This window comes from Bifidobacterium sp. RTP21102st3_E2_RTP21102_210122 (genome assembly GCF_040916945.1).
In the GTDB taxonomy this organism is placed as follows: domain Bacteria; phylum Actinomycetota; class Actinomycetes; order Actinomycetales; family Bifidobacteriaceae; genus Bifidobacterium; species Bifidobacterium longum.
On the sequence record NZ_JBCPAN010000009.1, the window covers coordinates 1 to 21717 of the forward strand.

At 58.9% G+C, this 21717-nt stretch carries 17 protein-coding genes; 15 read left to right on the top strand and 2 right to left on the bottom strand.

Annotation, left to right across the window (positions count from 1 at the left end):
* Nucleotides 1-209: 209 nt before the first annotated feature.
* Nucleotides 210-896, top strand: a complete 687-nt coding sequence (locus AB5287_RS09505; RefSeq protein WP_195606529.1) for a hypothetical protein — start codon at nucleotides 210-212, stop codon at nucleotides 894-896.
* 80 nt (nucleotides 897-976) lie between these two features.
* Here AB5287_RS09505 and AB5287_RS09510 read toward each other — a convergent pair whose 3' ends face one another.
* The gene (locus AB5287_RS09510) at nucleotides 977-1759 is read right to left on the bottom strand and encodes an IS30 family transposase (protein ID WP_328291139.1); all 783 of its coding nucleotides are present in this window, start codon (nucleotides 1757-1759) and stop codon (nucleotides 977-979) included.
* 409 nt (nucleotides 1760-2168) lie between these two features.
* Between AB5287_RS09510 and AB5287_RS09515 the strand changes: the two genes are divergently transcribed.
* The 10 genes from AB5287_RS09515 to AB5287_RS09560 all read left to right on the top strand — a co-directional run bounded on the left by AB5287_RS09515 (nucleotide 2169) and on the right by AB5287_RS09560 (nucleotide 15777).
* Nucleotides 2169-2840, top strand: a complete 672-nt coding sequence (locus AB5287_RS09515; protein ID WP_041920957.1) for a response regulator transcription factor — start codon at nucleotides 2169-2171, stop codon at nucleotides 2838-2840.
* On the top strand, nucleotides 2834-3994 hold the full coding sequence (locus tag AB5287_RS09520) for a hypothetical protein (RefSeq protein WP_008783415.1): 1161 nt from the start codon (nucleotides 2834-2836) through the stop codon (nucleotides 3992-3994). Before AB5287_RS09515 ends, AB5287_RS09520 begins: the two co-directional genes overlap by 7 nt.
* Nucleotides 3995-4303: 309 nt before the next feature.
* Nucleotides 4304-4504: a lichenicidin A2 family type 2 lantibiotic gene (locus AB5287_RS09525; protein ID WP_010081696.1), complete on the top strand. Its 201-nt coding sequence runs from the start codon at nucleotides 4304-4306 to the stop codon at nucleotides 4502-4504.
* Between the two features lie 83 nt (nucleotides 4505-4587).
* Nucleotides 4588-5247, top strand: a complete 660-nt coding sequence (locus tag AB5287_RS09530) for a hypothetical protein (protein WP_131277219.1) — start codon at nucleotides 4588-4590, stop codon at nucleotides 5245-5247.
* 39 nt (nucleotides 5248-5286) lie between these two features.
* Nucleotides 5287-6024: a flavodoxin family protein gene (locus AB5287_RS09535; RefSeq protein WP_010081695.1), complete on the top strand. Its 738-nt coding sequence runs from the start codon at nucleotides 5287-5289 to the stop codon at nucleotides 6022-6024.
* A gap of 71 nt (nucleotides 6025-6095) precedes the next feature.
* Nucleotides 6096-9197: a type 2 lanthipeptide synthetase LanM family protein gene (locus AB5287_RS09540; RefSeq protein ID WP_230309259.1), complete on the top strand. Its 3102-nt coding sequence runs from the start codon at nucleotides 6096-6098 to the stop codon at nucleotides 9195-9197.
* 50 nt (nucleotides 9198-9247) lie between these two features.
* Entirely contained in the window at nucleotides 9248-10066 is an 819-nt protein-coding gene (locus AB5287_RS09545; RefSeq protein WP_013141334.1) for an ABC transporter ATP-binding protein, read from the top strand.
* Complete coding sequence (locus AB5287_RS09550; RefSeq protein WP_347010262.1) at nucleotides 10063-12300, top strand: peptidase domain-containing ABC transporter; 2238 nt, start codon at nucleotides 10063-10065, stop codon at nucleotides 12298-12300. The genes AB5287_RS09545 and AB5287_RS09550 overlap by 4 nt, the downstream gene beginning before the upstream one ends.
* Nucleotides 12301-12490: 190 nt before the next feature.
* Nucleotides 12491-12760 carry a 30S ribosomal protein S15 gene (gene rpsO / locus AB5287_RS09555; RefSeq protein ID WP_077384659.1) on the top strand — a complete coding sequence of 90 codons (270 nt, stop codon included), beginning with the start codon at nucleotides 12491-12493 and terminating at the stop codon, nucleotides 12758-12760.
* A 275-nt stretch (nucleotides 12761-13035) separates the two neighbouring features.
* Nucleotides 13036-15777: a polyribonucleotide nucleotidyltransferase gene (locus AB5287_RS09560; protein WP_007058560.1), complete on the top strand. Its 2742-nt coding sequence runs from the start codon at nucleotides 13036-13038 to the stop codon at nucleotides 15775-15777.
* 428 nt (nucleotides 15778-16205) lie between these two features.
* Here AB5287_RS09560 and AB5287_RS09565 read toward each other — a convergent pair whose 3' ends face one another.
* On the bottom strand, nucleotides 16206-17600 hold the full coding sequence (locus AB5287_RS09565) for an NCS2 family permease (RefSeq protein WP_131205650.1): 1395 nt from the start codon (nucleotides 17598-17600) through the stop codon (nucleotides 16206-16208).
* A 253-nt stretch (nucleotides 17601-17853) separates the two neighbouring features.
* On the opposite strand from AB5287_RS09565, the gene AB5287_RS09570 reads away from it, so the two are divergent.
* From AB5287_RS09570 to AB5287_RS09585, 4 genes are all read left to right on the top strand, one after another.
* Nucleotides 17854-18684 carry a hypothetical protein gene (locus AB5287_RS09570; protein WP_007053000.1) on the top strand — a complete coding sequence of 277 codons (831 nt, stop codon included), beginning with the start codon at nucleotides 17854-17856 and terminating at the stop codon, nucleotides 18682-18684.
* Nucleotides 18685-18952: 268 nt separating this feature from the next.
* Nucleotides 18953-19474, top strand: coding sequence for a 50S ribosomal protein L10 (gene rplJ / locus AB5287_RS09575; protein ID WP_368221120.1), 522 nt, complete (start codon nucleotides 18953-18955; stop codon nucleotides 19472-19474).
* Nucleotides 19475-19582: 108 nt separating this feature from the next.
* Nucleotides 19583-19963: a 50S ribosomal protein L7/L12 gene (gene rplL / locus AB5287_RS09580; protein WP_007053002.1), complete on the top strand. Its 381-nt coding sequence runs from the start codon at nucleotides 19583-19585 to the stop codon at nucleotides 19961-19963.
* Between the two features lie 251 nt (nucleotides 19964-20214).
* On the top strand, nucleotides 20215-21711 hold the full coding sequence (locus AB5287_RS09585; protein ID WP_032746866.1) for an FHA domain-containing protein: 1497 nt from the start codon (nucleotides 20215-20217) through the stop codon (nucleotides 21709-21711).
* Nucleotides 21712-21717: the final 6 nt, after the last annotated feature.

The following is a 21717-nucleotide window of genomic DNA, read 5'->3' on the forward strand; positions in this document are numbered from 1 at the left end:
GATCAGGATCCTTTCATCGGACGACAGGTGCGAATATCGTTGGCCCATGAGTGCAACACCTTCTTAAGTTAGAAACTTCGAACACTTCCAACCCTAGACAAGGTGTTGCACTTCTATTTAGAACCCGGGTATCGGAGACTTGCCTAACACACACGCTAAGATGGGCATCGCAATACATGGCAATGAGCAGGTAATCGGCGAGGCGGTGCATGGAGCAGGAATCCAACGAGCAAGAACCTAACGAGGCGACGGAAATCGTAGGCGGCAAAGTAGAGACCGTCGAGGTTTCCAAGCACCCCGAGGCTTCCATACCCGAGACCGATTTGTCTCTGGCGGATATCGAGCGCCGTCGTTCGCATCCGTTGCGTTGGGTGCTGATTATTCTTGCCGTACTGTGCGCCATCATCGCGCCGTACTGGTTCGGCCGTTCGTTGGCGGTGAATAATACTGACTCCATTGTGGCCGTGCTCGGGGGAGTGTCTCCGCAAGGCATCGCACTGGTCGGTTGGGTGACCGTGGTGATTGCGTACGTCGGATTGGCGATGGCGGTGGTCGTCTCGCCGTCCTGGCCGTGGTTGATCGTGTTCGTGATCGGGTTGGCCGGCGAGCAGTTCATCGCGGGACTCAGTATGCTCAATCTCAATTTCTGGTATTCCACGTACGTGGTCTACGGTAAGCAGGCCGGCCTGGCGAATGCCGCGAATCTGGGCATTATGGGTGCGGCGATCGGCATCGCCGTATATGCCCTGGTGTTTGTTGGTCTGCTGGTGATTATCCGGAAGACCTCGCCGCTGAACGTGCTGACCAAAAGCTGGGCGAGTTTCATTCTGTACTTCGTGATTGAAACCATCGCCCTGCTCGTGGTGTTGTTTGGCGGATTGCTCACCACTGTGTGAGCGTACGTGAGTCGCCGTACGTTGCTCAATACTCACCGCTCACTGCTCACCGCCGCGCAAACCGTGTGCCCGATGTCTATTTAGAGGTGCAACACCCCCTGTTGGTCCTGCAATTCTAGCAGTTCGTCGGCGAATGCCTCGGCGGGCGTCCGGTAGTCCAGCACGCGCATGGGACGGTTGTCGGCCTCGTCGACAATCTCCCGCAGTTCCCCGGCCATGCCCATCCGGATCTCGCTGCGTTCGGGCAGATACCGGCGGATCATGCCGTTCCCGTTCTCGTTGCCTCCCCGCCGCCGGCTGGAGTACGGGTCGGCGAAGTACGTGTCCATGCCCGGCCCGTCGCGCAGTCGCGTGTGGCGGGCGAACTCGGTGCCGTTGTCGTGCGTGACGCTGACGCGCGCGCCGGCCGGCAGCGGCGAGAACATCGCCAGCCGCGCCCCGACGCTTTCCCCGGCGGTCTTGTCGGGCACGATCCTGGCCATGAGGAACCTGGTCTTCCTCTCGACCTCGGTGTGCGGGTAGCATCCGGCGCCGATCACGCCGTCGGCCTCCCAATGGCCGAAACCGCTGCGGTCGCCGGCCTCCGGCGGACACTCGGAGATGGGAACCCGTCCGGGAATCGGGAAACGCGACGTCCTCCCGCCGCCACGCCTGCGCCGCCTCCCGTGGCCACGTGGAAGGCAGCGCGCCCAGCGTTCACGGCGACGGCGGTCGGCGTGGATCCAACGGCAGACGGTCTCCGGGCACACGCGCATGGCGGAGTCGTCGGGGAACAGGACGCGCGGCCTGCCGCTGACGGGCGGCGGCGACCAGCCGCGACCCAGCCATTCGGCCACCCGCGCCCACAGGCGTTCGCATGACAGGCGGTAGCGCCTGCGCGGTTCGGCGCGCCTGCGGCCGGCCTTGCGCCGCGGCGGGGCCGGCGATGTAGTATCCGCCCGTCCACGGGCCCGTCTTCAGCCGTTTCGGCCGGTACGGCCGGTAGGACTCGTTCTCGTTGGACGGGAACCACGTGTCGCGTTTGATCTCCCTGCCGACCGTCGAGGCGTTGCGGCCGAGCATCAGAACGATCCCGCAGATGATGGTGCCGTTGCCGATCTCGATCCGGATGACCCGGCGTTCCTCTTCCGACAGGTGCGAATATACTTCCCCCATAGGTGCAACATCCCTTCGGACTGGTTATCCGGACAATCTCCAATCCAACGGGTGTTGCACTTTCAATTAGACAACGGGGCGGGCATGTTCGTACGAAAAACGTCTATCATGTGCGCTATGGGGAATCCAAATGAAATCAGACTGGCGATAGTCGATAACGACGACTTCGTGCTGATGGGTTTGGCAGCGTTCTTGTCGCGTCATCTGCCGAATGTTCGGTTAGCTTGGAAGGCGAATACCGGAACCGATGCTCTGGAATATGCGACGGATCCCGCAAATGAAGCGGACATTCTGCTGGTTGACATGAGTCTGGAGGACATGCCCGGAGACATGGTGTGCCGGGAAATCAGAAGTCGTAACAGGATGTTGCCGTTGCTGGCGGTGACATCGTTCAGTTTAATTCGCTATGCGCGACGTGCTGCTGAGGGTGGTGCTCAAGGCATTGTGTCAAAAGCTGATTTTCCAGCACTGTGTAAAGCGGTCAAGCTCGTCAGCGATGGTCATACTCTCTGTGTTCGAGTAGGAGGGGAGACTATTGGATTCGAGGATGTAGATGCTGCATATCATCGTCTGGTTCGACTTCCCGTGAATAGAATCGAAAGATTGTCGGAACGGGAAAAATATGCCATGGAACTATATTCACAGTCGTATAAGCCCACTCAGATTGCCCGGATGATGGATGTTTCGGCAGGGACGGTGAAAACCTATCTTGACCGTGTTCAGAACAAACTCCATCTTACTTCCAGAGCCGAACTGATTGCCTATTGGTGGAGGCGGGAACGATGGTGAGACGATTGGCAATGAAAACGATACTTGTGGTTCGCAAGAAATGCTTGGGAGTATCGAAAAAAAATCTTGTTCTATCGATAGTGGCCATGACATGTCTTGCCGCATGTATCGCCGAATGGATTCTTGATTCTCCTGAGAGTTTGAATGATGGGTTTATTCGCATCGTGTACATGCTTGCTGTGAGTATGTTGCCGTTATATCCGGTACCGGCAACATGGGGGATTATCGTCATCGCATTCCTGAATGAATTGATGCCTTGCTTATCGCAATGCGATGAGTCATGGGGTGTTCTGGTATCTCTTGCGATTCAAGGCTATGCTGCTGTTTGGTGGAATGGTGTGACGGCAACGGTGCTGTTGTCTATTAGCGCTTTGCTGAATTATGCGATATATCGGGAGAATAGTGAATTTGGTTCGTTCGATGGTTCCATTAATTTGGTGGTGTTGCTTTGGTTTGTGTTTCTTTTAGGGGTTTGGCTACGGCAAAGGAACGGACTTGAAAAGAAAAAAGAGTTAGAAAAGAAAGCTGAAATTGTTCGATATAACTTACAGCTTGCTGAGGGGATGCATGATGCCATGTCTGGTGAGTTGACACGAATGTTGGTCATAGTGCAGGAAGGTATTGATGCATCGAAGGAAGAAGAGCTTAAGCGATGGAGAAAATTGCAGAACGGTATCAATAGGATATTCCAAGATCTGCATTCGGTTATGAATTATCTATCGGATGATGACCATAAACAAGATGATGTATTTCATGTAAGTCTTGCCGAACATATTCAAGCTACATTGAGTGAAAGTGACCGTCGGTTGCATGACAAAGGGTTTTGCGGTCATTCATCTCTTCGCGGTGTATCCAGCGCAATGTTGAACTCGTGGAATCAAATAATCGTTAACCTGTTGCGTGAAATTTACACGAATATTGAACGCTATGCTGACAAAAGTGAATATTCCGTCATTGTCACATTTTCAAATAATGCTGTTGATATTGTTCAGGTGAATAAATGTCGACAAAAGAGTCGGCGATGTGTGACTTTGGGAGCAAGAAAAGGGCTAAGTATATATTCCCGTTTGATATCTGGACAAGGAGGATTCATCAGATATGAAAAAGACGGCGAAGAATGGTCTTTCTATTGCATGTTACCGCTACTGACCTAATTTCTGATATGGCATAATGGAAACCATACAGGGCATAGTGAATATGTTGATATTTCTTCCTCCGTTGAACTGTTGCTTGGAGTGCTGGCTGACGCTCCGAATGTCAAACCAAGTACCGTAAGTATTAAAAGCGGTGTTCTCATGAGGGTTCCTTTGCGTCGGGGTGTGTCAATGATCATTGCACAACATGGATTCATATAAAAGTCCTTGTCCCCTAATGGCATACAAGTCATTGCGAAGCGGGAGAAAGCGCGTCATGCTTACAGTAGCTCTTCGCCTGAAGGGCAGGAATTAGGTAAGGAGGCCTATATGAGCATCAATGAGAAGTCCATTGTCGGTGAATCCTTCGAGGATCTGTCGGCGGCCGATATGGCGATGCTGACCGGTCGCAACGATGATGGCGTCGCGCCGGCGTCGCTGTCGTTCGCGGTTTCCGTTCTGAGCGTGTCTTTCTCGGCATGTTCGGTAACGGTCGTCACCCGACTTGCATCCTGTGGGAACTGCAAGTGAACGTTGCTTTACATGGGTCAGGTATGGATTGCGTAAAACATCCGACCCATACCTGACACTTGTTATCGTTAAGGGGAAGTGGCATGAAGGCGATTCTGTTTCGTGACTGCAAGGCATGTTTCCAGTCATTCAAGAACTGGGGTATGGTTCTTATCATTATGGTCACGGCAATATTCGTGGAGATGGTTGCCAGTGGCGCAGGCATTCTAGACCCATTTACTTGGGCTGTCTTTTTTGGACCGTTTTTCATCTATTCGTCATGCTCGGTGATGGTCTCCATCCTGTATCAGGATTTCCGAGATGGACTGTTTGAGCTCTATATACAGTCTGGTCGTTCCTATTGGAGCTACTGCTGGTGTAAGTGCCTGTTTCCTGTTATCCTGACAGTGATTTCCGTGCTTTTGAATCTGGCTTTTATGCGTGTTTTGTCATCAGGCTTTCAGATAACCGCTGGAGCAGATGATGCAATTGGTGCTCTTATCGTATCAGTCTTAGGAACAATCGTCTGTTCTTTGGGCGCAATGCCGATGGTTTATGTCTCCCGGAACAGCGATCCGACAATGGCACAACTGGTTTTGGTGTTGATTGCGATCCTGCTCCAATTGGCATATACGCTTGTGATCGTCAACGTGATGCCGCTGTGCCTGTTCTCGGTTGGTTATGTCGTATTGGTAGTGGTCGCCATCGGTATTTCAACCGGAGTATTCTCTCGATATTTTATCAACACCAATATCGAGCTGTGACATCTACTGGATTCGAAGCTTTTGGAAAGGTGGATTTCCATGACCAGCATGGTGGCCTATGTCGCTTCGCGTAATCCGCAGTCGCAGACGTTGCGGTCGGTTCGTCTGATACAGGATGCGGTCAGTGGGAACATTGACGCGGAATGGACGATTCTGACGCCGAATGACACGACGATCTTGCCGTCGGATGGTACTGCGAGCGAGTTTTCCACCGGTGTCGATCATATCGAGCTGAACGGACTGGACGATTCCGCCCGGGTCAAAAAAGCAATCGAACGATGCGATTATCTGATTCTCGGTTCGCCGACCTATGGCCATAACGTTTCCGGCGACATGAAGATTCTGATGGATCGACTCACCTATTGGGGGCATTTGTTCCATCTGGCGGGCAAACCGGGCATGGCAATGGTCAGCGCCACAACCAACGGGTTCCTTGAAGTCGGCGAACTGATGGAACGGTTCATGGAATCACTGGGCATCATCATTGATGAAACCGCATACCACACCACTTTTACGCCATTCGATGAGGCAATGGCCGATCAGACCGCCGCGGCCATCGTGCGGGCGCTGAACACACTGCGGGATGGCGTCGTGCCTGAAACCAGCGAAAGGCAGGAGCTGGCATTCCAATCCTACAAGCGTGACTACGCCCGACGAGACGGTAGCGATGCAGAATCGCGGTATTGGCGGGAACGCGGCATGTTCGACTGCGCGACGTTCCATGAATACGTCGAAACGCGGCGGAAGCTGCCGGAATCCGTCCACGCCGAACGGTAGGGGGACTTTCCATGAACGGTAACGTTGGAACGACCTGGGCGGCTTCTGCCACGACCCTTGAGGAACGGTGCATGGCGGCAACCGCCATGCCGGATGCTTTGCGACAGTATCGGGCATCGCATGCGGAAGACATGCTTTCGGCAACGGTGGAATGGAAAAACCGACGGAACCCACTGCGGGACGAGGACTATCAAGGCATCGCCGACGCGCTCGGCGATGACGCATCCGTGGTCGAAACCATCATCGCGGATCGGGAACGGAAACTGAGCGGCCATGTCGAGCCGGCATGGTCCGTTGAACTGCAGACGATTCTGAACCGTTACGACAGCGAGGAAGAGCGAGTCGAACGCACGGGGTATGCCACCGCCTTCGCACCGTTCGTCGCGTACGTGAAAGCGGAACTGCAAGCGCATATGTCGGCCTGTTCATTGCCGATGAATGACGAGCGCCTTATCGAACAGTGCCTGAGCGCATACGTCGAGCGTCTGTTGGGCATCGGATTGAAAACCGTCGTATGGGAATTGCATGTCGCGCGTCAGGCCGGTTCGTTGGGCGACGGCGATGCGAAGCGACAATTGCGGCGATATTTCGAACTGCTGGCCACCGACGAATACCGTGGCCATATGTATGCGAAATATCCGGTACTGCTTCGTTTTGTCACGCAGACGACAGTCCATTACATCGATTTCGTCAAGGAAATGCTCGACCGCGTATCCATGGATCGCGACGAGCTCGCCTCCTTCGCAGGCGTCGGCGATGATTTCAGGTTGGAAGATATGTCCATCGACCGTGGCGACGCGCACGACGGTGGAAGAGCCGTGGCCATGCTCACCATCGGCGGACGGAAAATCGTATACAAGCCGCGTGACCTGCATATCCATGAGCTTTTCGCCGGATTGGTGAGGCGATGCGAACGGACGAAGGGTTTCCTTCCGATGCGAGTGTCGGACGTGCTGACGAAATCCGGCTACGCCTATGAGGAATTCGTGGAACACGGCACCTGCGAGGATGCACGTCAGGTGGAGCGCTATTACACCAGATACGGTCAGCTGCTCGGATTGGTATGGCTCCTGCACGGCGACGACATGCACCACGAGAACATCATCGCCAGCGGGGAATATCCGATGGTCGTCGATTTCGAGACGATCGCCACGAACCATGTGACCATGGACATGCCCGACGGCACCGATGCCGACATCCGCGTATCCACGATATTGCGGGATTCACTGGCATCCTCCTGTCTGTTGCCGGCGAAAACGGCGATGTCGGCCGACGGTACATCCGTCGACATCAGCGCCTTCGAAACCGGTGAGCAGACGATGCCCGGCATCGTCGCGTCCCCGGTGGGATTGGACTCCGCCGATGCCCATTACGAGAGGAACGCCGTGACGTTCAGCAAGGACGGCTGCGCGGTGACATTGGATGACGCCGTTGTGGATCCGTATCATTACAAGCGACAGATTCTCCAAGGATTCCGCAATACGGTCGCCGCGGCGATGACCATCGACGCGGATGAATGGGATGCGATGCTGTCCGGCGAGGATACGACCGTGCGTGTGCTGGTGCGCAACACCAGCGCCTACGCCCGATTTGCGGATTTCATCCATCATCCGTCGGCGTTGAAGGACATGCTGGACGTCGAAGCCATACTGGAGAACCTGTATGTCTACCCATTCCGTGACAAGCGCATCTTCGCAAGCGAATACCGGCAGATGCTCGCCGGGGACATCCCCATGTTCACCGCACAGCTGACGGGACATGATCTGCACGCTCCCGATGGAACGACCATTGACGGCGTCTGCGAACGTTCGGTACGCGAACGGGTGCTTGACACCATCGGGCATCTTGACGAACAGGCCGCATTGCAATCGCGCATTATCCGCAACGCCTTGCGCATGGAACCCGGCATGGAGGACGCGCATCCGACGGCTTCGGTGTCGTCGGACACGGATGCGGAGCATTACCCAATCGAACTCGGCACGAGGATAGCCGACACGGCCATCCTCCAGGAAACCGATGGCACCGTATCATGGCTTACAGCGAACCGATCCGACACCATGGCCGCGGACAAGACCGTGGATGAACGGTACGAACCGGGGGCGCCGACTTCGGGACTCTACGACGGCATGGCCGGGACGGGCATGTTCGCCGCCGAACTGTATCGGCGGACACACGATGAGCGCTGGCGTGACCTGTGCACGCGTATGATGCGGAGTCTGATGCGCCGCAAGGACAGAGGCATTACGTATTCCGGCTTCACTTCCGGCCTGTCGCGAAGCTATTGCGCGTTACGCATGGCCAATGCCGGCATCACGTCGCCCGAAGCTCGCCGTTGCATGACGCAGACGGTTCGTATGCTGCCGGCATACATCGACGATATGCTGCCGAAGCTCCTGCAGCGCGACAATCCTCAGCCGTCATTCCATCTGGATTACCTGACCGGGGCGGGCAGTTCGATCATGCTGTATCTGCGGCTGTACGACGTATTCCATGACATGCGCATAGTGGAACAAACCAGCCGGCTGGGGAGAACCGTCATCCGTGCGTTTCCCGAAACCCAGCGGAACGCCGACGAATCCGATGACATGCCGTATCCAACCGGTGCCGCGCACGGACTGGAAGGCATGGCCGTGGCGTTCTGGAAGCTCTACGCGGCGACGGGGAATCGCGAATTCGCCGAATTCGCCCGAATGCTTTGGCGGAAATCGGACGCTCGAAGAAGCGGTGCGAAACAGGAGGACGCCGGCAAATGGTGCCGTGGGAAGGTCGGCGTGCTCTGGGCACGCAATGAGCTGGCGGCCACTGCCGGCGCGGACGGCGAACGTTTCTTCGAGGATGAAAGCGGACGGGCGTTCCCAGACAAGGCAGATATCACGGCGTTGCTTGGGAACGCGGATTGGGACGACGACGGCGTGTGCCATGGACGATGCGGCATGATCGACACCCTGATATCCATCGGCAATGCCAACGGTGACGAATGGTATCGCATGCAGGCACAGCGTCTGATGGACGACATGATCGCGCAGGCCCGTTCGTCGGGACGTTTCCGGCTGAGGCAATCCCGTGAATTCGTGGATCTGTCGTACTTCCAAGGGCCGGTCGGCGTCGCCTACACGATGCTTCGTCTGAACGACTCGTCCACGCCCTCCATACTCGCACTGGAAACGCGATGACGGACATGACGGATACGAACACAACCGAATCGACGACAAGGAAAGACAATATGACCGCCGACCATATCAACCACGCCGACCGCACCGACAACGGCGAACATGCCATCATCGCCGTCGAACACGTCACCTTCGGCTATAAGAAGAGACAGACCGTGTTGGAGGACATCGACTTCACCGTGCCGCAAGGCCAGTCGCTGGCGATCCTCGGATACAACGGCGTCGGCAAGACCACGCTGTTCAGACTCATCGTCGGACTGCTGCGCCCCCGTGAAGGGCGATGCGTGATCGATAGGCGTCGGGTGCCGTCGATGCGCGACGTGTTCCAGATGACCGAGAACGGCAATCTCGTCGGCACGATGACCGTGCGTGACAACATCCACTTCCGGCAACTGCTGTTCCGGTCCGGCAAGGGAATCGCGGACGGCGGCCATACCGTCGACTCGAAACGGCTGGAGGATGAGCCGCTCGTCCGTGCCTTCGAATTGGAGGGGCATCTCGACAAGAAGGTGGCGGAACTCTCGACCGGTCTGCGCAAACGGGTCGGCATCGTCGCCGGCATGCTGTTCGACCCGCATGTCATCATGCTCGACGAGCCAAGCAACGCCATCGATCCGATCACCCGCTCGCTGCTCGTCGATTACGTCAACCAGCTTCGCGCTGACGAGCGCACTTTGCTCACCGTCACCCATGACCTCGAATACTGTTGGAATGTGGCCGACCGGATCATCATCCTTGACGACAAACACCTCGTCAAGGATATGATGCTCGCCGAATTCGACGACTATGAGGCGTTCACCAAGGCGTCCACGCTCGGGCGTGACCGCACACACGTCGACTTCGGCCTTCCCGCGCGCGGACGGCAAGCATGAGATCATGGCATCGCCACCGTGTCCCGTTTATCGAACAAGGCGAGCACAGCGAATGCGGGCTGGCCGCCGCAGCGATGATCCTCGCCGCATTCGGGCATCCCGTGACCATGGACGAGCTGCGCCGCCGGTACGGCGCTCCACGCGGCGGACTGAGCCTCGCGAACATCGTAACGGTGCTGTCCGACTCCGGCATCCGCGTACGCGCGGTCACGACCCCCAGCGCCGAAGCGTTGAAAACCGTCATGACGCCATGCATCCTGCATTGGGACGACAACCATTTCGTCGTGCTCGACCATTACGCATACGGCCGATTCCGCATCGCTGACCCGGCGAACGGGCGCCATGCCTATACGCCCGGCGAACTCGCGGCCCACTGTTCTGGCGCGGTGCTGATTCCGCAACCGACAAACGACGGCTGCGCAACCATTCCCATACGGCCTCGCAGCGGAACCGTCTCCATCCTGACCGGGTTCCTCCGCCGGAACATGCCCGCCATCGGTCTGAGCCTGCTGTTCTCGCTCGTCGTCCAGGGACTGACATTGATCGTGCCCGCAGGCACCGGCTATATGGTCGACCATGGGTCGCTCGCCGCCCAAAGCGGTTTCCCGCCGTTGGTCGCGACGATGCTGCTTGCCTCGCTGCTGGTCTACTATGCGGTCGGCGCGTTGAACACCATGATGCTCACCCGCGTGCAGGTGCGATTCGGACGATACCTGTCCCGCCGATACATGACCGGCGTGCTCGATCGGGAGTTCCCGTTCTTCGTGAACCGTTCCGGTGGTGACCTGATCTACCGCGCGAACCTGGTCATGGTCGTCGAACAGATCGTGACCGGCAGTCTGCCGTCGACGGTCGTGTCGATGGTGTTCCTCGTGGTCTACCTGATCATGATGATCGCCTATTCAGTGCCATTGACGATGCTGACCCTGACGGTGTGCGCGGCGGTGCTCGTCGTATCCGTCATTTATTCCCTGCGCAACAGGACGCTGGTCGAGCGTGCGACCGTCGCGCAGGCTGACGTGCAACGCGCCTTCATCGAAACCTTCTCCGGCATCGAAACTGTCAAAAGCCTCAATTTGGAAAGCCACTGCTACGACCGCTGGTCAGCGCGTCTGGGAGCGCAGCTCGACTACCAGACTCGGCAAGGGCGGCTTTCGGCGTTGCTGTCAAGCCTGTCCTCGGCGCTGGTGTTCGTGTTGCCGCTATGCGTGGTCGCCTTCGGCATGACCTTCGTGGGACGCGGCACGCTCGCACTGGGTGCCGTCGTCGGATTCATGTCATTGGCGTCCGCATTCGTCACGCCATTCTCCGGCATCGTCGGCGTCATCAGCCAGATCATGGCGTTCGCCACCTATATGCGCAAGATTTGCGAGATGATTCCCGCCGGTGAAGGCGGCGGTGCGTCGCTTGCATGCGACGAACCGGGTGGCGAACCGGGTGACGTCGGACTGGGTGACGGCGGACGGTCCGCATGTGGTGGGCCGAGTGGTGACGAATCGGGTGATGGCATACTCGAACGGTTGCATGCCACCGGCGTGGGATACTCGTACACGGTGTTCGACGCTCCCGTTCTCTCCGATGTCGATTGCGACATCCGCAAAGGCGACAAGATCGCCATCGTCGGCCCCACTGGCTCGGGCAAAAGCACGCTGCTGAAACTGCTCGCCGGACTCATCGAACCCGTCTGTGGCACGGTGACCATCAACGACGGCGGATGCCGGATTTACGACGCGGACAGCCGATGGAAGGCCGGCAGGCTGGCGTATGTGCATCAGGAATCCACGGTGTTCAACGAAACCTTGCGCGACAATATCACGCTGCACCGTCCGTGGCTGACGGATGACGACATCGTCAGGGCGTGCGAGGTTGCCGGCATCAACGAGGGGATGATGGATCCGGTCGTCGGCTTGGACGCCATGGTCAGTGAACGCGGCATGAACCTGTCCGGCGGCCAACGGCAGAAGGTCGCCATCGCGCGTGCGGTCGTCGGAAGACCGGACTTCCTACTTATGGACGAACCCACCAGTGCTCTGGACAACGATACCGAGCGACATGTCATGACGGCGTTGCTCGACTCCGACAATGCGTGCATCGTCGTGGCGCACAGACTCGCATCGATTCGGGATTTCGACCACATCCATGTCATGGATCATGGGCAGATCGTCGAATCCGGTACGCATGACGAACTGCTGCAGGCCGGCGGATTGTATTCGCGGCTGTACCGGCAGGAGTGAGTGTCCCCTTACACCCTTACGCCTTTAAACCCTTACCCTTTACACCTTATCCCTTACACCCTCGGCTCATGAGGCCCCAGTCCGGCCCCTGCCGTATAGTTTTCATTTGGCGTAATTTCGCCCGCGGATAGAGAGCGTTTCGAGCGAACCTGCACGAAACACCGCGCAACGACACAATAAGGAGGACGCCGTGGCACTGACGGCTGACGAGAAGACCCAGATTATCAACGAGTACGCGACGCACGAAGGTGACACCGGTTCCCCCGAGGTCCAGGTGGCTCTGCTGTCCAAGCGTATCGCCGACCTGACCGAGCACCTCAAGGAGCACAAGCACGACCACCACTCCCGTCGTGGTATGCAGCTGATGATCGGTGACCGTCGTCGCCTGCTTGACTACCTCAAGCGCGTTGACATCGAGCGTTACCGTTCCCTCATCGAGCGTCTGGGTCTGCGTCGATAATTGAAGACTTCCGCCCGAGTACCTAGGATGGTGCTCGGGCGTTTTACATATCGCCAGCCAACGGCAACAACGGCAAGAGGGTTAGAGGATAGGCCAGCAGGTGAGGCCGACAGGAGAACCCGAATGAAGGGGTTGACACGAGGAACGACGGCCATGGGGCCAGTCGAAACAAGGTATGTGACGTCCGCTGAAGAGGACAGTTGCGGTTCAAGCGAGTCGCCAAACCGCAGCACAGTATGTAGGAATAATTAGAAAATTAAAGAAGGAGGAACCCTATGGAGGGTCCCGAAATCAAGGCCGTTGAGGCCGTAATCGACAATGGATCGTTCGGCAAGCGCACGCTGCGCTTCGAGACCGGCCGCCTCGCCCAGCAGGCCGATGGCGCCGTGGCCGCCTACCTCGACGACGATTCCATGATTCTGTCCACCACCACCGCCGGTTCCAGCCCGAAGGAGAACTACGACTTCTTCCCGCTGACCGTCGATGTCGAAGAGAAGATGTACGCCGCCGGCAAGATTCCGGGCTCGTTCTTCCGCCGTGAAGGCCGCCCGAGCTCCGAGGCCATCCTCGCCTGCCGCATCATCGACCGTCCATTGCGCCCGCTGTTCCCGCACACCCTGCGCAACGAAGTGCAGGTCGTCGAGACCGTGCTCGCCGTGAACCCCGATGACGCATACGACGTCATCGCCCTGAACGCCGCCTCCGCCTCCACCATGATCTCCGGCCTGCCTTTCGAGGGCCCGGTGTCCGGTGTGCGTCTGGCGCTGATCGACGGCCAGTGGGTCGCCTTCCCGCGTTGGAGCGAGCGTGAGCGCGCCGTGTTCGAGATCGTGGTCGCCGGCCGCGTGATCGAGAACGGTGACGTCGCCATCGCCATGATCGAGGCCGGTGCCGGCAAGAACGCCTGGCACCTCATCTACGACGAGGGTCAGACCAAGCCCGATGAGGAGGTCGTGGCCGGTGGTCTTGAAGCCGCCAAGCCGTTCATCAAGGTGATCTGCGAGGCTCAGGACGAGCTCAAGAAGATCGCCGCCAAGGAGACCAAGGAATTCCAGCTCTTCCCGGAGTACACCGACGAGCTGTATGCCCGCATCGACGAGATCGCCCATCAGGATCTGGACGAGGCGCTCTCCATCGCCGAGAAGCTGCCGCGCCAGGACCGCATCCACGAGATCAAGGAGCACGTGCGCGAGGTGCTCGCGGACGAGTTCACCGATATGGATGACGCCGAGAAGGACAAGGAGCTGGGCAACGCCTTCAAGGAACTGCAGCGCCAGATTGTGCGTCGCCGCATCCTGACCGAGGACTACCGCATCGACGGCCGTGGCCTGCGCGACATCCGCACCCTGTCCGCCGAGGTGGACATTGTGCCTCGCGTGCACGGTTCCGCCCTGTTCCAGCGTGGCGAGACCCAGATTCTGGGCGTCACCACGCTGAACATGCTCAAGATGGAGCAGCAGATCGACGCGCTGTCCGGTCCGCAGTCCAAGCGTTACATGCACAACTACGAGATGCCGCCGTACTCCACTGGTGAGACCGGCCGCGTCGGTTCCCCGAAGCGCCGCGAAATCGGCCACGGCGCCCTCGCCGAGAAGGCTCTCGTGCCGGTGCTGCCGAGCCGCGAAGAGTTCCCCTACGCCATCCGACAGGTCTCCGAGGCCATCGGTTCCAACGGTTCCACTTCGATGGGTTCCGTGTGCGCCTCCACGCTGAGCCTTTTGGCTGCCGGCGTGCCGCTGAAGGCTCCGGTTGCCGGCATCGCCATGGGCCTCGTGTCCGGCGACGTTGATGGCAAGCACATCTTCAAGACCCTCACCGATATTCTGGGTGCCGAGGATGCCTTCGGCGACATGGACTTCAAGGTGGCCGGTACTTCCGAGTTCATCACCGCCCTGCAGCTCGACACCAAGCTCGACGGCATCCCCGCCGACATCCTGGCCGCCGCTCTGCAGCAGGCCAAGGAAGCCCGCGCCACGATTCTCGAGGTCATCAACGAGTGCATCGACGGCCCGGCCGAGATGAGCGAGTTCGCTCCGCGCATCATCACCACCTCCGTCCCGGTTGAGAAGATCGGCGAGGTCATCGGCCCGAAGGGCAAGATGATCAACCAGATTCAGGAAGACACCGGCGCTGAAATTGCCATCGAGGATGACGGTACCGTCTTCATCTCCTCCGAGGGTGGCGAGGCTGCTGAGAAGGCCAAGGCCATCATCGACCAGATTGCCAACCCGCACGTGCCCGAGGCCGGCGAAACCTACAACGGCAAGGTCGTCAAGACCACGTCGTTCGGCGCTTTCGTGAACCTCACCCCCGGCACCGACGGCCTGCTGCACATCTCCCAGATCCGCAACCTGGCCAACGGCGAGCGTATTGACGCTGTCGAAGACGTGCTCAAGGAAGGCGACACCGTTGAGGTGATCGTTCAGGGTGTCGATGATCGCGGCAAGATCTCCCTGGCCATTCCTGGTTTCGAGGATCAGGAGAACAACGCCCGCCCGAGCCGTGGCGATCGTGATGACCGCCGTGGCGGCCGTGGCCGTGGTGACCGTGACGATCGCCGTGGCGGCCGTGGCCGTCGCTCCGAGCGCGATGACCGTGACTTCGACGATCGTGACGACCGTCCGCGTCGCCGTCGCTCCGATGACTTCGAGGATGATTACGACGACCGTCCGCGTCGCCGTCGCTCCGATGACCGTGACTTCGATCGCGATGATCGCGATGATGATCGTCCGCGTCGCCGTCGTTCTGCCGACCGTGACTTCGACGATCGCGATGACCGTGATGCTCGCGACTCCCGTGACGATGATCGTCCGCGTCGCCGTCGCTCTTCCGATCGCGATGACCGTGGCGATCGTGATGACCGCCGTGGCGGTTCCCGTGGCCGTGGCCGTGGCTCGGACCGTAACCCGCGCTACGCCACCGACGACAACTACGACGACTACCGCGCCGACCGCGAAGAGCGTACTGAGCGCCCGCGTCGCCGCGTCCGTCGCGACTTTGATCCGTTCGAGGACTAAATCCCTCTCACGGATCGGTCGCGGCATAGCCGCTCCCCTCACCTACGGGAAGCCCGTAGGGCTTCCCGCTTAACGGTTCGGCATTCGAGGAGTGATCGTTCTCTAGCTTCTCTCGGGTGAGAAGGGCTTGATCGCAAACCAAAAGGCTTCTATACCGTTTCATTCGGTATAGAAGCCTTTTTGGTTTTTCGGGGCTTCTTCGCGCTGCATATTTCGATGTTGAATAAGGCACTCGTGCTGCCGCCATGTACGTTTAGTTGTCGGTTGACAACTATTCCCATGCATCAAGAATGGTGGATGATCATCGAAGGTACTCATGGGCGTTGATCACTGTGGCAACAACAAAGGCCGGGCCCTTGTGAGAGCCCGGCCTTTATGCCGTATGGCGGCGGATTAATCCTTAAAGGCTAATCCGTTGTCAATCAGCGTTACAGAATCGCCATGCACACGAAGTCCAGAATGAACAGCGCGGCCACAGTCCAGATGATCGGGTGAACCTCCTTGGCCTTGCCCTTGCAGGTCTTCACGATGCAGTACATGATGAAGCCTCCGGCGATGCCGTAGGAGATGGAGTAGGAGAAGGCCATGAACACGGCGGCGAAGAACGCCGGAATGGCTTCGGCGATGTCGTCCCACTTGACTTCCTTCAGGGAAGCGGCCATCATGCAGCCGACGATCACCAGCACGCCGGCGGTTGCGGCGGACGGCACGGCGGAGACGACCGGGGCCAGGAACGCGGACAGGGCGAAGCAGATCGCCACAACCACGGAGGTCAGGCCGGTGCGGCCGCCTGCGGCGATGCCGGCGGAAGACTCGACGTAGGTGGTGGTGTTCGAGGTGCCGCAGATAGCGCCAATGGAGGTGGCGATGGAGTCGGCGAACAGGGCCTTGTCCATCTTGGAGGAGAAGCCGTGGCCGTTCTCCAGAGCCTTCTCATCCTCGGCGGAGAAGATGCCGGTGCGGCGGCCGGTGCCGATGAAAGTGCCCAGGGTGTCGAACGTATCGGACATGGAGAAGGCGAAGATGGTCACGATGACCAGAGGCAGCTTGGAGACGTCGGAGAACAGCGCCGGGAAGCCCTCAGCGGAGAAGATCGCGCCGAAGGTCTGCGGCAGCTGGGAGAAGGTTTCGCTGATGGACTGCGAGTTGGACCAGGTGGTAACGCCGAACGGGATGCCGATCACGGTGGTGATGGCGATGGCCAGCAGCATGCCGCCCTTAACCTTCATCACGGTGAACACAATGGCCAGTACGAGGCCGATCAGGAAGACCCACAGCACCTTGTCGTTGAAGTCGGCCAGACCCGGGGTCGCCGCCACGGCGCCTCCCTTGGCCGCGGCTTTCGGGTCGCCGGGGGTGAACTTGATCAGTCCGACGTTCAGCATGCCCACATAGGCCACGAACAGGCCGATGCCGCCGCCGATGGCGTGTTGCAGGGACTCCGGGATGGCCATGATGATCATCTTGCGGATCTTGGTGACGGTGATGAGGATGTTGATCAGGCCGCACAGGAACACCATGCACATGGTCTGCTGCCAGCTGAAGCCGAGGCCGAAGCACACGGTGTAGGTGAAGAACGCGTTGAGGCCCATGCCGGCGGCCTGGGCGTACGGCACATTGGCGAACAGGCCCATGACCAGGGTGCCGATGATGGCCGCGATGATGGTGGCCAGGAACACGCCGCCCCACGGCATACCCGTCTGCGACAGGATCTGCGGGTTGACGACGATGATGTAGGCCATCGCGAAGAACGTGGTCAGGCCGGCCAGAATCTCAGTCGAGACGGTCGTGCCGTTTTCCTTCAAATGGAAGAACTTCTCCATTTACTCTCTACTTCCTTGGTTTTATGCGGGGCTGCGCACCGCGCGCATAATGCTGCGGCTGGCCCCGGCGAGAATTGCGACTCGCCCTGATCGGCCTGCCCAACGCGCGTCAGGCGCTGCGCATCCAATCAGAACCGTAGCCGATTATAGCTTGTGGAGGTAACGTGAACGGGTCCGGGAGTAGACTGACTGCCAGAATAATTCGGAACAACTCAGGGACACGCAGGGCACACCCGTGGAAGGAAGGCGCGCGATGAAACCGGCCGTCGAAGTCAGCATCACCTCTTGGAAGAAGAATGTCGTCAAGCCCGGTCAGGAGTACGGCCGCGTACTGCTGATGCCTGGCACCGGCTACAACTGCGACCGTCCGCTGCTCTACTGGTCGGCCCAGGCTCTGGTCGAGGCCGGCTGGCGAATCGACCGCATGAACGTACGCAACGCTTCCGACGACCTGTCCACGGTGATTCCGGTCCTCAATCAGGCGATTGACGGCTGGGTGGCCGCCGCGCGCGAGTCCGGCGCGGGTAAAGCCGGTGATTCCGGGGATGGCGTTGCCGCCGATGATTCTGCTACCGTGCTGGCCGATGGCGCAGCTGGCTCGCCGAACCGTGATTCCGACACCCCGTCCGGCCCTCGCCTGTTGCTGATCGGCAAGTCGCTGACGACGATGACCTACCCACATGTGGCCTCACACTACGGTCTGCCGTTCGTGCTGCTGACCCCGGTGCTGCATCACGCCGACTTCGATCCATCCGCCCGGGTGATTCCGGTGCCGGCTGTCGGCGATGATATCGTCGCCGAATCCGAGGCCCCGAGCGTGGCCGAAGCAAGGGCGATCATCCGCGCGGAACAGGCCGGCCAGTCGCACGCCGCCAGCTCCCGATACTCCGGCCCGGCACCGCTGATCTGCGCCGGCACCGCCGACCCGTTCTACGATCAAGCCCGCGCCAACGCGCTCACCCCGCACGTGCACGAATACCCGGATGCCAACCATTCGATCGAGGTGCCCGGCCACTGGCGTCGCTCGCTCGACTATCTGAAGGAAGTCACCGCGTCCGTAGCCCAGTACGCCGCCACGCTGTAATGCCCCGCGACACGCCCGAATTCTGCAATGTCGCTGACCATCCGTAATCTAATCATCCGTAAACCACAGACCGTTGGTTGAAGTGCGCGCGAGTGCATTTCCGAAGTTTGGTTCGCCAAGCCAGCGCAGGTTGAGAGATATAAGCCCGTCAAGGGCCGGCGAAGGTCGCTTCGCGAGATTATATTGCTCTGCCTGTGCGCAGGGCTTTTTTGTTGCCCGGCCGAAAGTTCCGAACTCCAAGTCAACGGCCGACTTAGGAAGGAACGCCATGAAGAGGCCCGAAAAGGAAGCGGTAGTCGCTCAGCTTACGGAAGAATTCCGTAACACTGACGCCGTCTACCTGACCGAGTACCGCGGGCTTACCGTTCCGCAGATTTCCGATCTGCGTGAAAAGCTAGGCCGCGATACTTCCTACACCGTGGCAAAGAACACGCTGGCACGCATCGCCGCCAAGGAAGCGGGCATTGAGGGTCTCGACGAGATTCTCTCCGGCCCGACCGCCATCACCTTCGTGAAGGGCGACTTCATCGAGGCTGCGAAGGTCATCCGTGACTTCGCCAAGGACAACAAGGCTCTTGTCATCAAGGGTGCCGCCGCTGACGGCACTGTCTACGATGCCGAGGGCGCCAAGAAGCTGGCAGACCTCAAGTCCCGCCCGCAGCTGCTTGCCGAATTCGCCGGCGACATCAAGGCATCGATGGCCAAGGCCGCGTACCTGTTCAACGCTCTGCCTACCAAGGCTGTGCGCACGATCGACGCCCTGCGCGAAAAGCAGGAGAAGGCTGCCTGATTTACGCCCTCACGGCATGAATCAGTCGCTTCGATAATTTAAACAATAAGGTTTATTAGGCAGCGGATCTACCACTTCGTCCGCCGCCAAGATTGAAAGGAAGCCATAATGGCTAAGTACACCAACGATGAGCTGCTGGAAGCCTTCGGCGAGATGACCCTGGTCGAGCTCTCCGAGTTCGTGAAGGCCTTCGAGGAGAAGTTCGACGTCGAGGCTGCCGCTCCGGTTGCCGCTGTTGCCGCTGTTGCTGGCGCTGCTGCTCCGGCTGAGGAAGAGAAGGATGAGTTCGACGTCATCCTCTCCGCCGTCGGCGACAAGAAGATCCAGGTCATCAAGGCTGTCCGCGCCATCACCAACCTCGGCCTGGCCGAGGCCAAGGCTCTTGTCGACGGCGCTCCGAAGGCCGTCCTCGAGAAGGCCAAGAAGGAAGATGCCGAGAAGGCCAAGGCTCAGCTGGAAGAGGCTGGCGCCAGCGTCGAGCTCAAGTGATTTGTGCGGCATAAGCCGCAATCACAGCTTTTCGAGGAACCCCGCACCTGTGTTTCAGGCTGCGGGGTTTCCGCATACTGAGTAGACTAGTTGACGAGGACGAGGCGGAGAACGCGATCCGGCGTGGAAACACAAAGCTGGCAATGAGCGAAAGTTGTCAATTCTGTGCCCAGTAATCCGCCAAAAGCCGGTAAAAGATGACACAATGGCACGTAGTGTGGTCAAATAGTGTGTCCAGGAAGGCGGTCACGGTGAGCGAGTGGACGGTGAAGATCAACGGTGTCGACCGGATCAGCGTCAAGCCGGGGGAGTGCGTGGAAATCGGCCGTAAGCCGTTACGCCCCCTTGCCGATGATGGCAACACCCGCCTTGACGTCGCCGATCAAACCAAATCGATGTCCAAACGGCACGCCATGTTCACGGTAAAAAGCAATGGCACGGCCTCGGTCCGTGATCTTGGATCGACCAATGGATCGTATGTGGTGCGGGAAAATGGCGATTTGTTGCGCTTGCCGGCCAATGCCGAGTTCCTGTTGCCGACGTCTCCCATGCGCATGCAGTTCGGCGATGTGCCTGCGGACTTCATTCGTGTCGACGATCCAGTGGCAAAGCCGCTCGACCTCAAGGTGCCTGATTTGTTTGGCTATGCGGTTCACGAAGCACCGCAGGAGCCGGATGCGGCGGATATGTCCGTCGACGATATTCTTGATTTGCGGGCCGGCGAGCCGACCGCCATCTTCAGCGCGGATAATGTTCGACGCAAGGTCGACGAGCTTGAACTTGGCTCGCTGAATATCACGCAGCCAGTGACGAAAAACGATGAGCCGGCCATACCCCGTGATCTGTTCGCGGATGCGTTGGCCCAGCATGCCGAGCAGGAGACCGAACGCAAAAACCAGCAGGCCATGAACTCCGTGGCACTGCCGAAGCAGCAGACCGAACCTGAGTCGACGATTGTAACGCCTGCATCCAAGCACAGCAGGATCTCCGGTATTGTTCCAGTAGATGCCATCGCCCATGCCGTTGTTAAGCACGCTCCCAGCACAAGCGAGCCGGCAGTGGCGTCGGCGGCGGTTGTTGAATCCGATGCAGCGGCTGGCGCAAGCAAGTCAGCCGAAAACGTTCAGTCCGCTCCGAATACCAGGAATGCCGGCGATTCTCAGCCGGCGGACACTGTCGAACAGCATGCTGAAGTTGCCCAGCCTGAAGCCGCCCGGGAAGCCGAAGCCGCTCAATCTGAAAACACCCAGCCTGAGACCGCTCAGCCGGCAACCGCCCAGTCTGAAACCGACCAGCCGGCAGCTGACGTACCGGACGATCAGCAGCGGACCGCAGCCGAAGCATATCAAGAAGCCACCGCAGCAGGCGTAGCAGACCAGCAGCCGGCTGCCGAAACCGCCCAGCAGTCGGTATCCGAAGCATATGATATCGGACTCCACGCGGGCGTACACACTCCGGTCTTCGAGCCCGGCTCGGTGTTCGAGCGTGTGGCCAAGGGCGAGCTGAAAGCACAGGAGCCGGCAGTCGAAGTCGATGGCCTGACCTCTGACGAGGCAAAAACCACGCAAGATTTCAATGTTCAATTCGAAGTCGCCCGTCATCCCGAATTGCTGGCGTTCCTCGCCATGAATCCGTACCTGTACGACGACATGTATTCTTGGCTCGCCGCCCGTGGCGAGGCCGATATTGACGAAGCCCTGTCTCACAACAAGGGCTATCAGGAATACCGCGAAGCGGTTGGAAAGTGAGTCGAG

Coding starts and splice junctions, on each gene's coding strand:
- AB5287_RS09525 (WP_010081696.1), top strand. CDS start 4,304: ATGAGCATCAATGAGAAGTCCATTGTCGGTGAATCCTTCGAGGATCTG.
- AB5287_RS09535 (WP_010081695.1), top strand. CDS start 5,287: ATGACCAGCATGGTGGCCTATGTCGCTTCGCGTAATCCGCAGTCGCAG.
- rplL (WP_007053002.1), top strand. CDS start 19,583: ATGGCTAAGTACACCAACGATGAGCTGCTGGAAGCCTTCGGCGAGATG.
- AB5287_RS09540 (WP_230309259.1), top strand. CDS start 6,096: ATGGCGGCAACCGCCATGCCGGATGCTTTGCGACAGTATCGGGCATCG.
- AB5287_RS09515 (WP_041920957.1), top strand. CDS start 2,169: ATGGGGAATCCAAATGAAATCAGACTGGCGATAGTCGATAACGACGAC.
- rplJ (WP_368221120.1), top strand. CDS start 18,953: ATGAAGAGGCCCGAAAAGGAAGCGGTAGTCGCTCAGCTTACGGAAGAA.
- AB5287_RS09530 (WP_131277219.1), top strand. CDS start 4,588: ATGAAGGCGATTCTGTTTCGTGACTGCAAGGCATGTTTCCAGTCATTC.
- AB5287_RS09565 (WP_131205650.1), bottom strand. CDS start 17,600: ATGGAGAAGTTCTTCCATTTGAAGGAAAACGGCACGACCGTCTCGACT.
- AB5287_RS09560 (WP_007058560.1), top strand. CDS start 13,036: ATGGAGGGTCCCGAAATCAAGGCCGTTGAGGCCGTAATCGACAATGGA.
- AB5287_RS09570 (WP_007053000.1), top strand. CDS start 17,854: ATGAAACCGGCCGTCGAAGTCAGCATCACCTCTTGGAAGAAGAATGTC.
- AB5287_RS09520 (WP_008783415.1), top strand. CDS start 2,834: ATGGTGAGACGATTGGCAATGAAAACGATACTTGTGGTTCGCAAGAAA.
- AB5287_RS09550 (WP_347010262.1), top strand. CDS start 10,063: ATGAGATCATGGCATCGCCACCGTGTCCCGTTTATCGAACAAGGCGAG.
- AB5287_RS09545 (WP_013141334.1), top strand. CDS start 9,248: ATGACCGCCGACCATATCAACCACGCCGACCGCACCGACAACGGCGAA.
- AB5287_RS09505 (WP_195606529.1), top strand. CDS start 210: ATGGAGCAGGAATCCAACGAGCAAGAACCTAACGAGGCGACGGAAATC.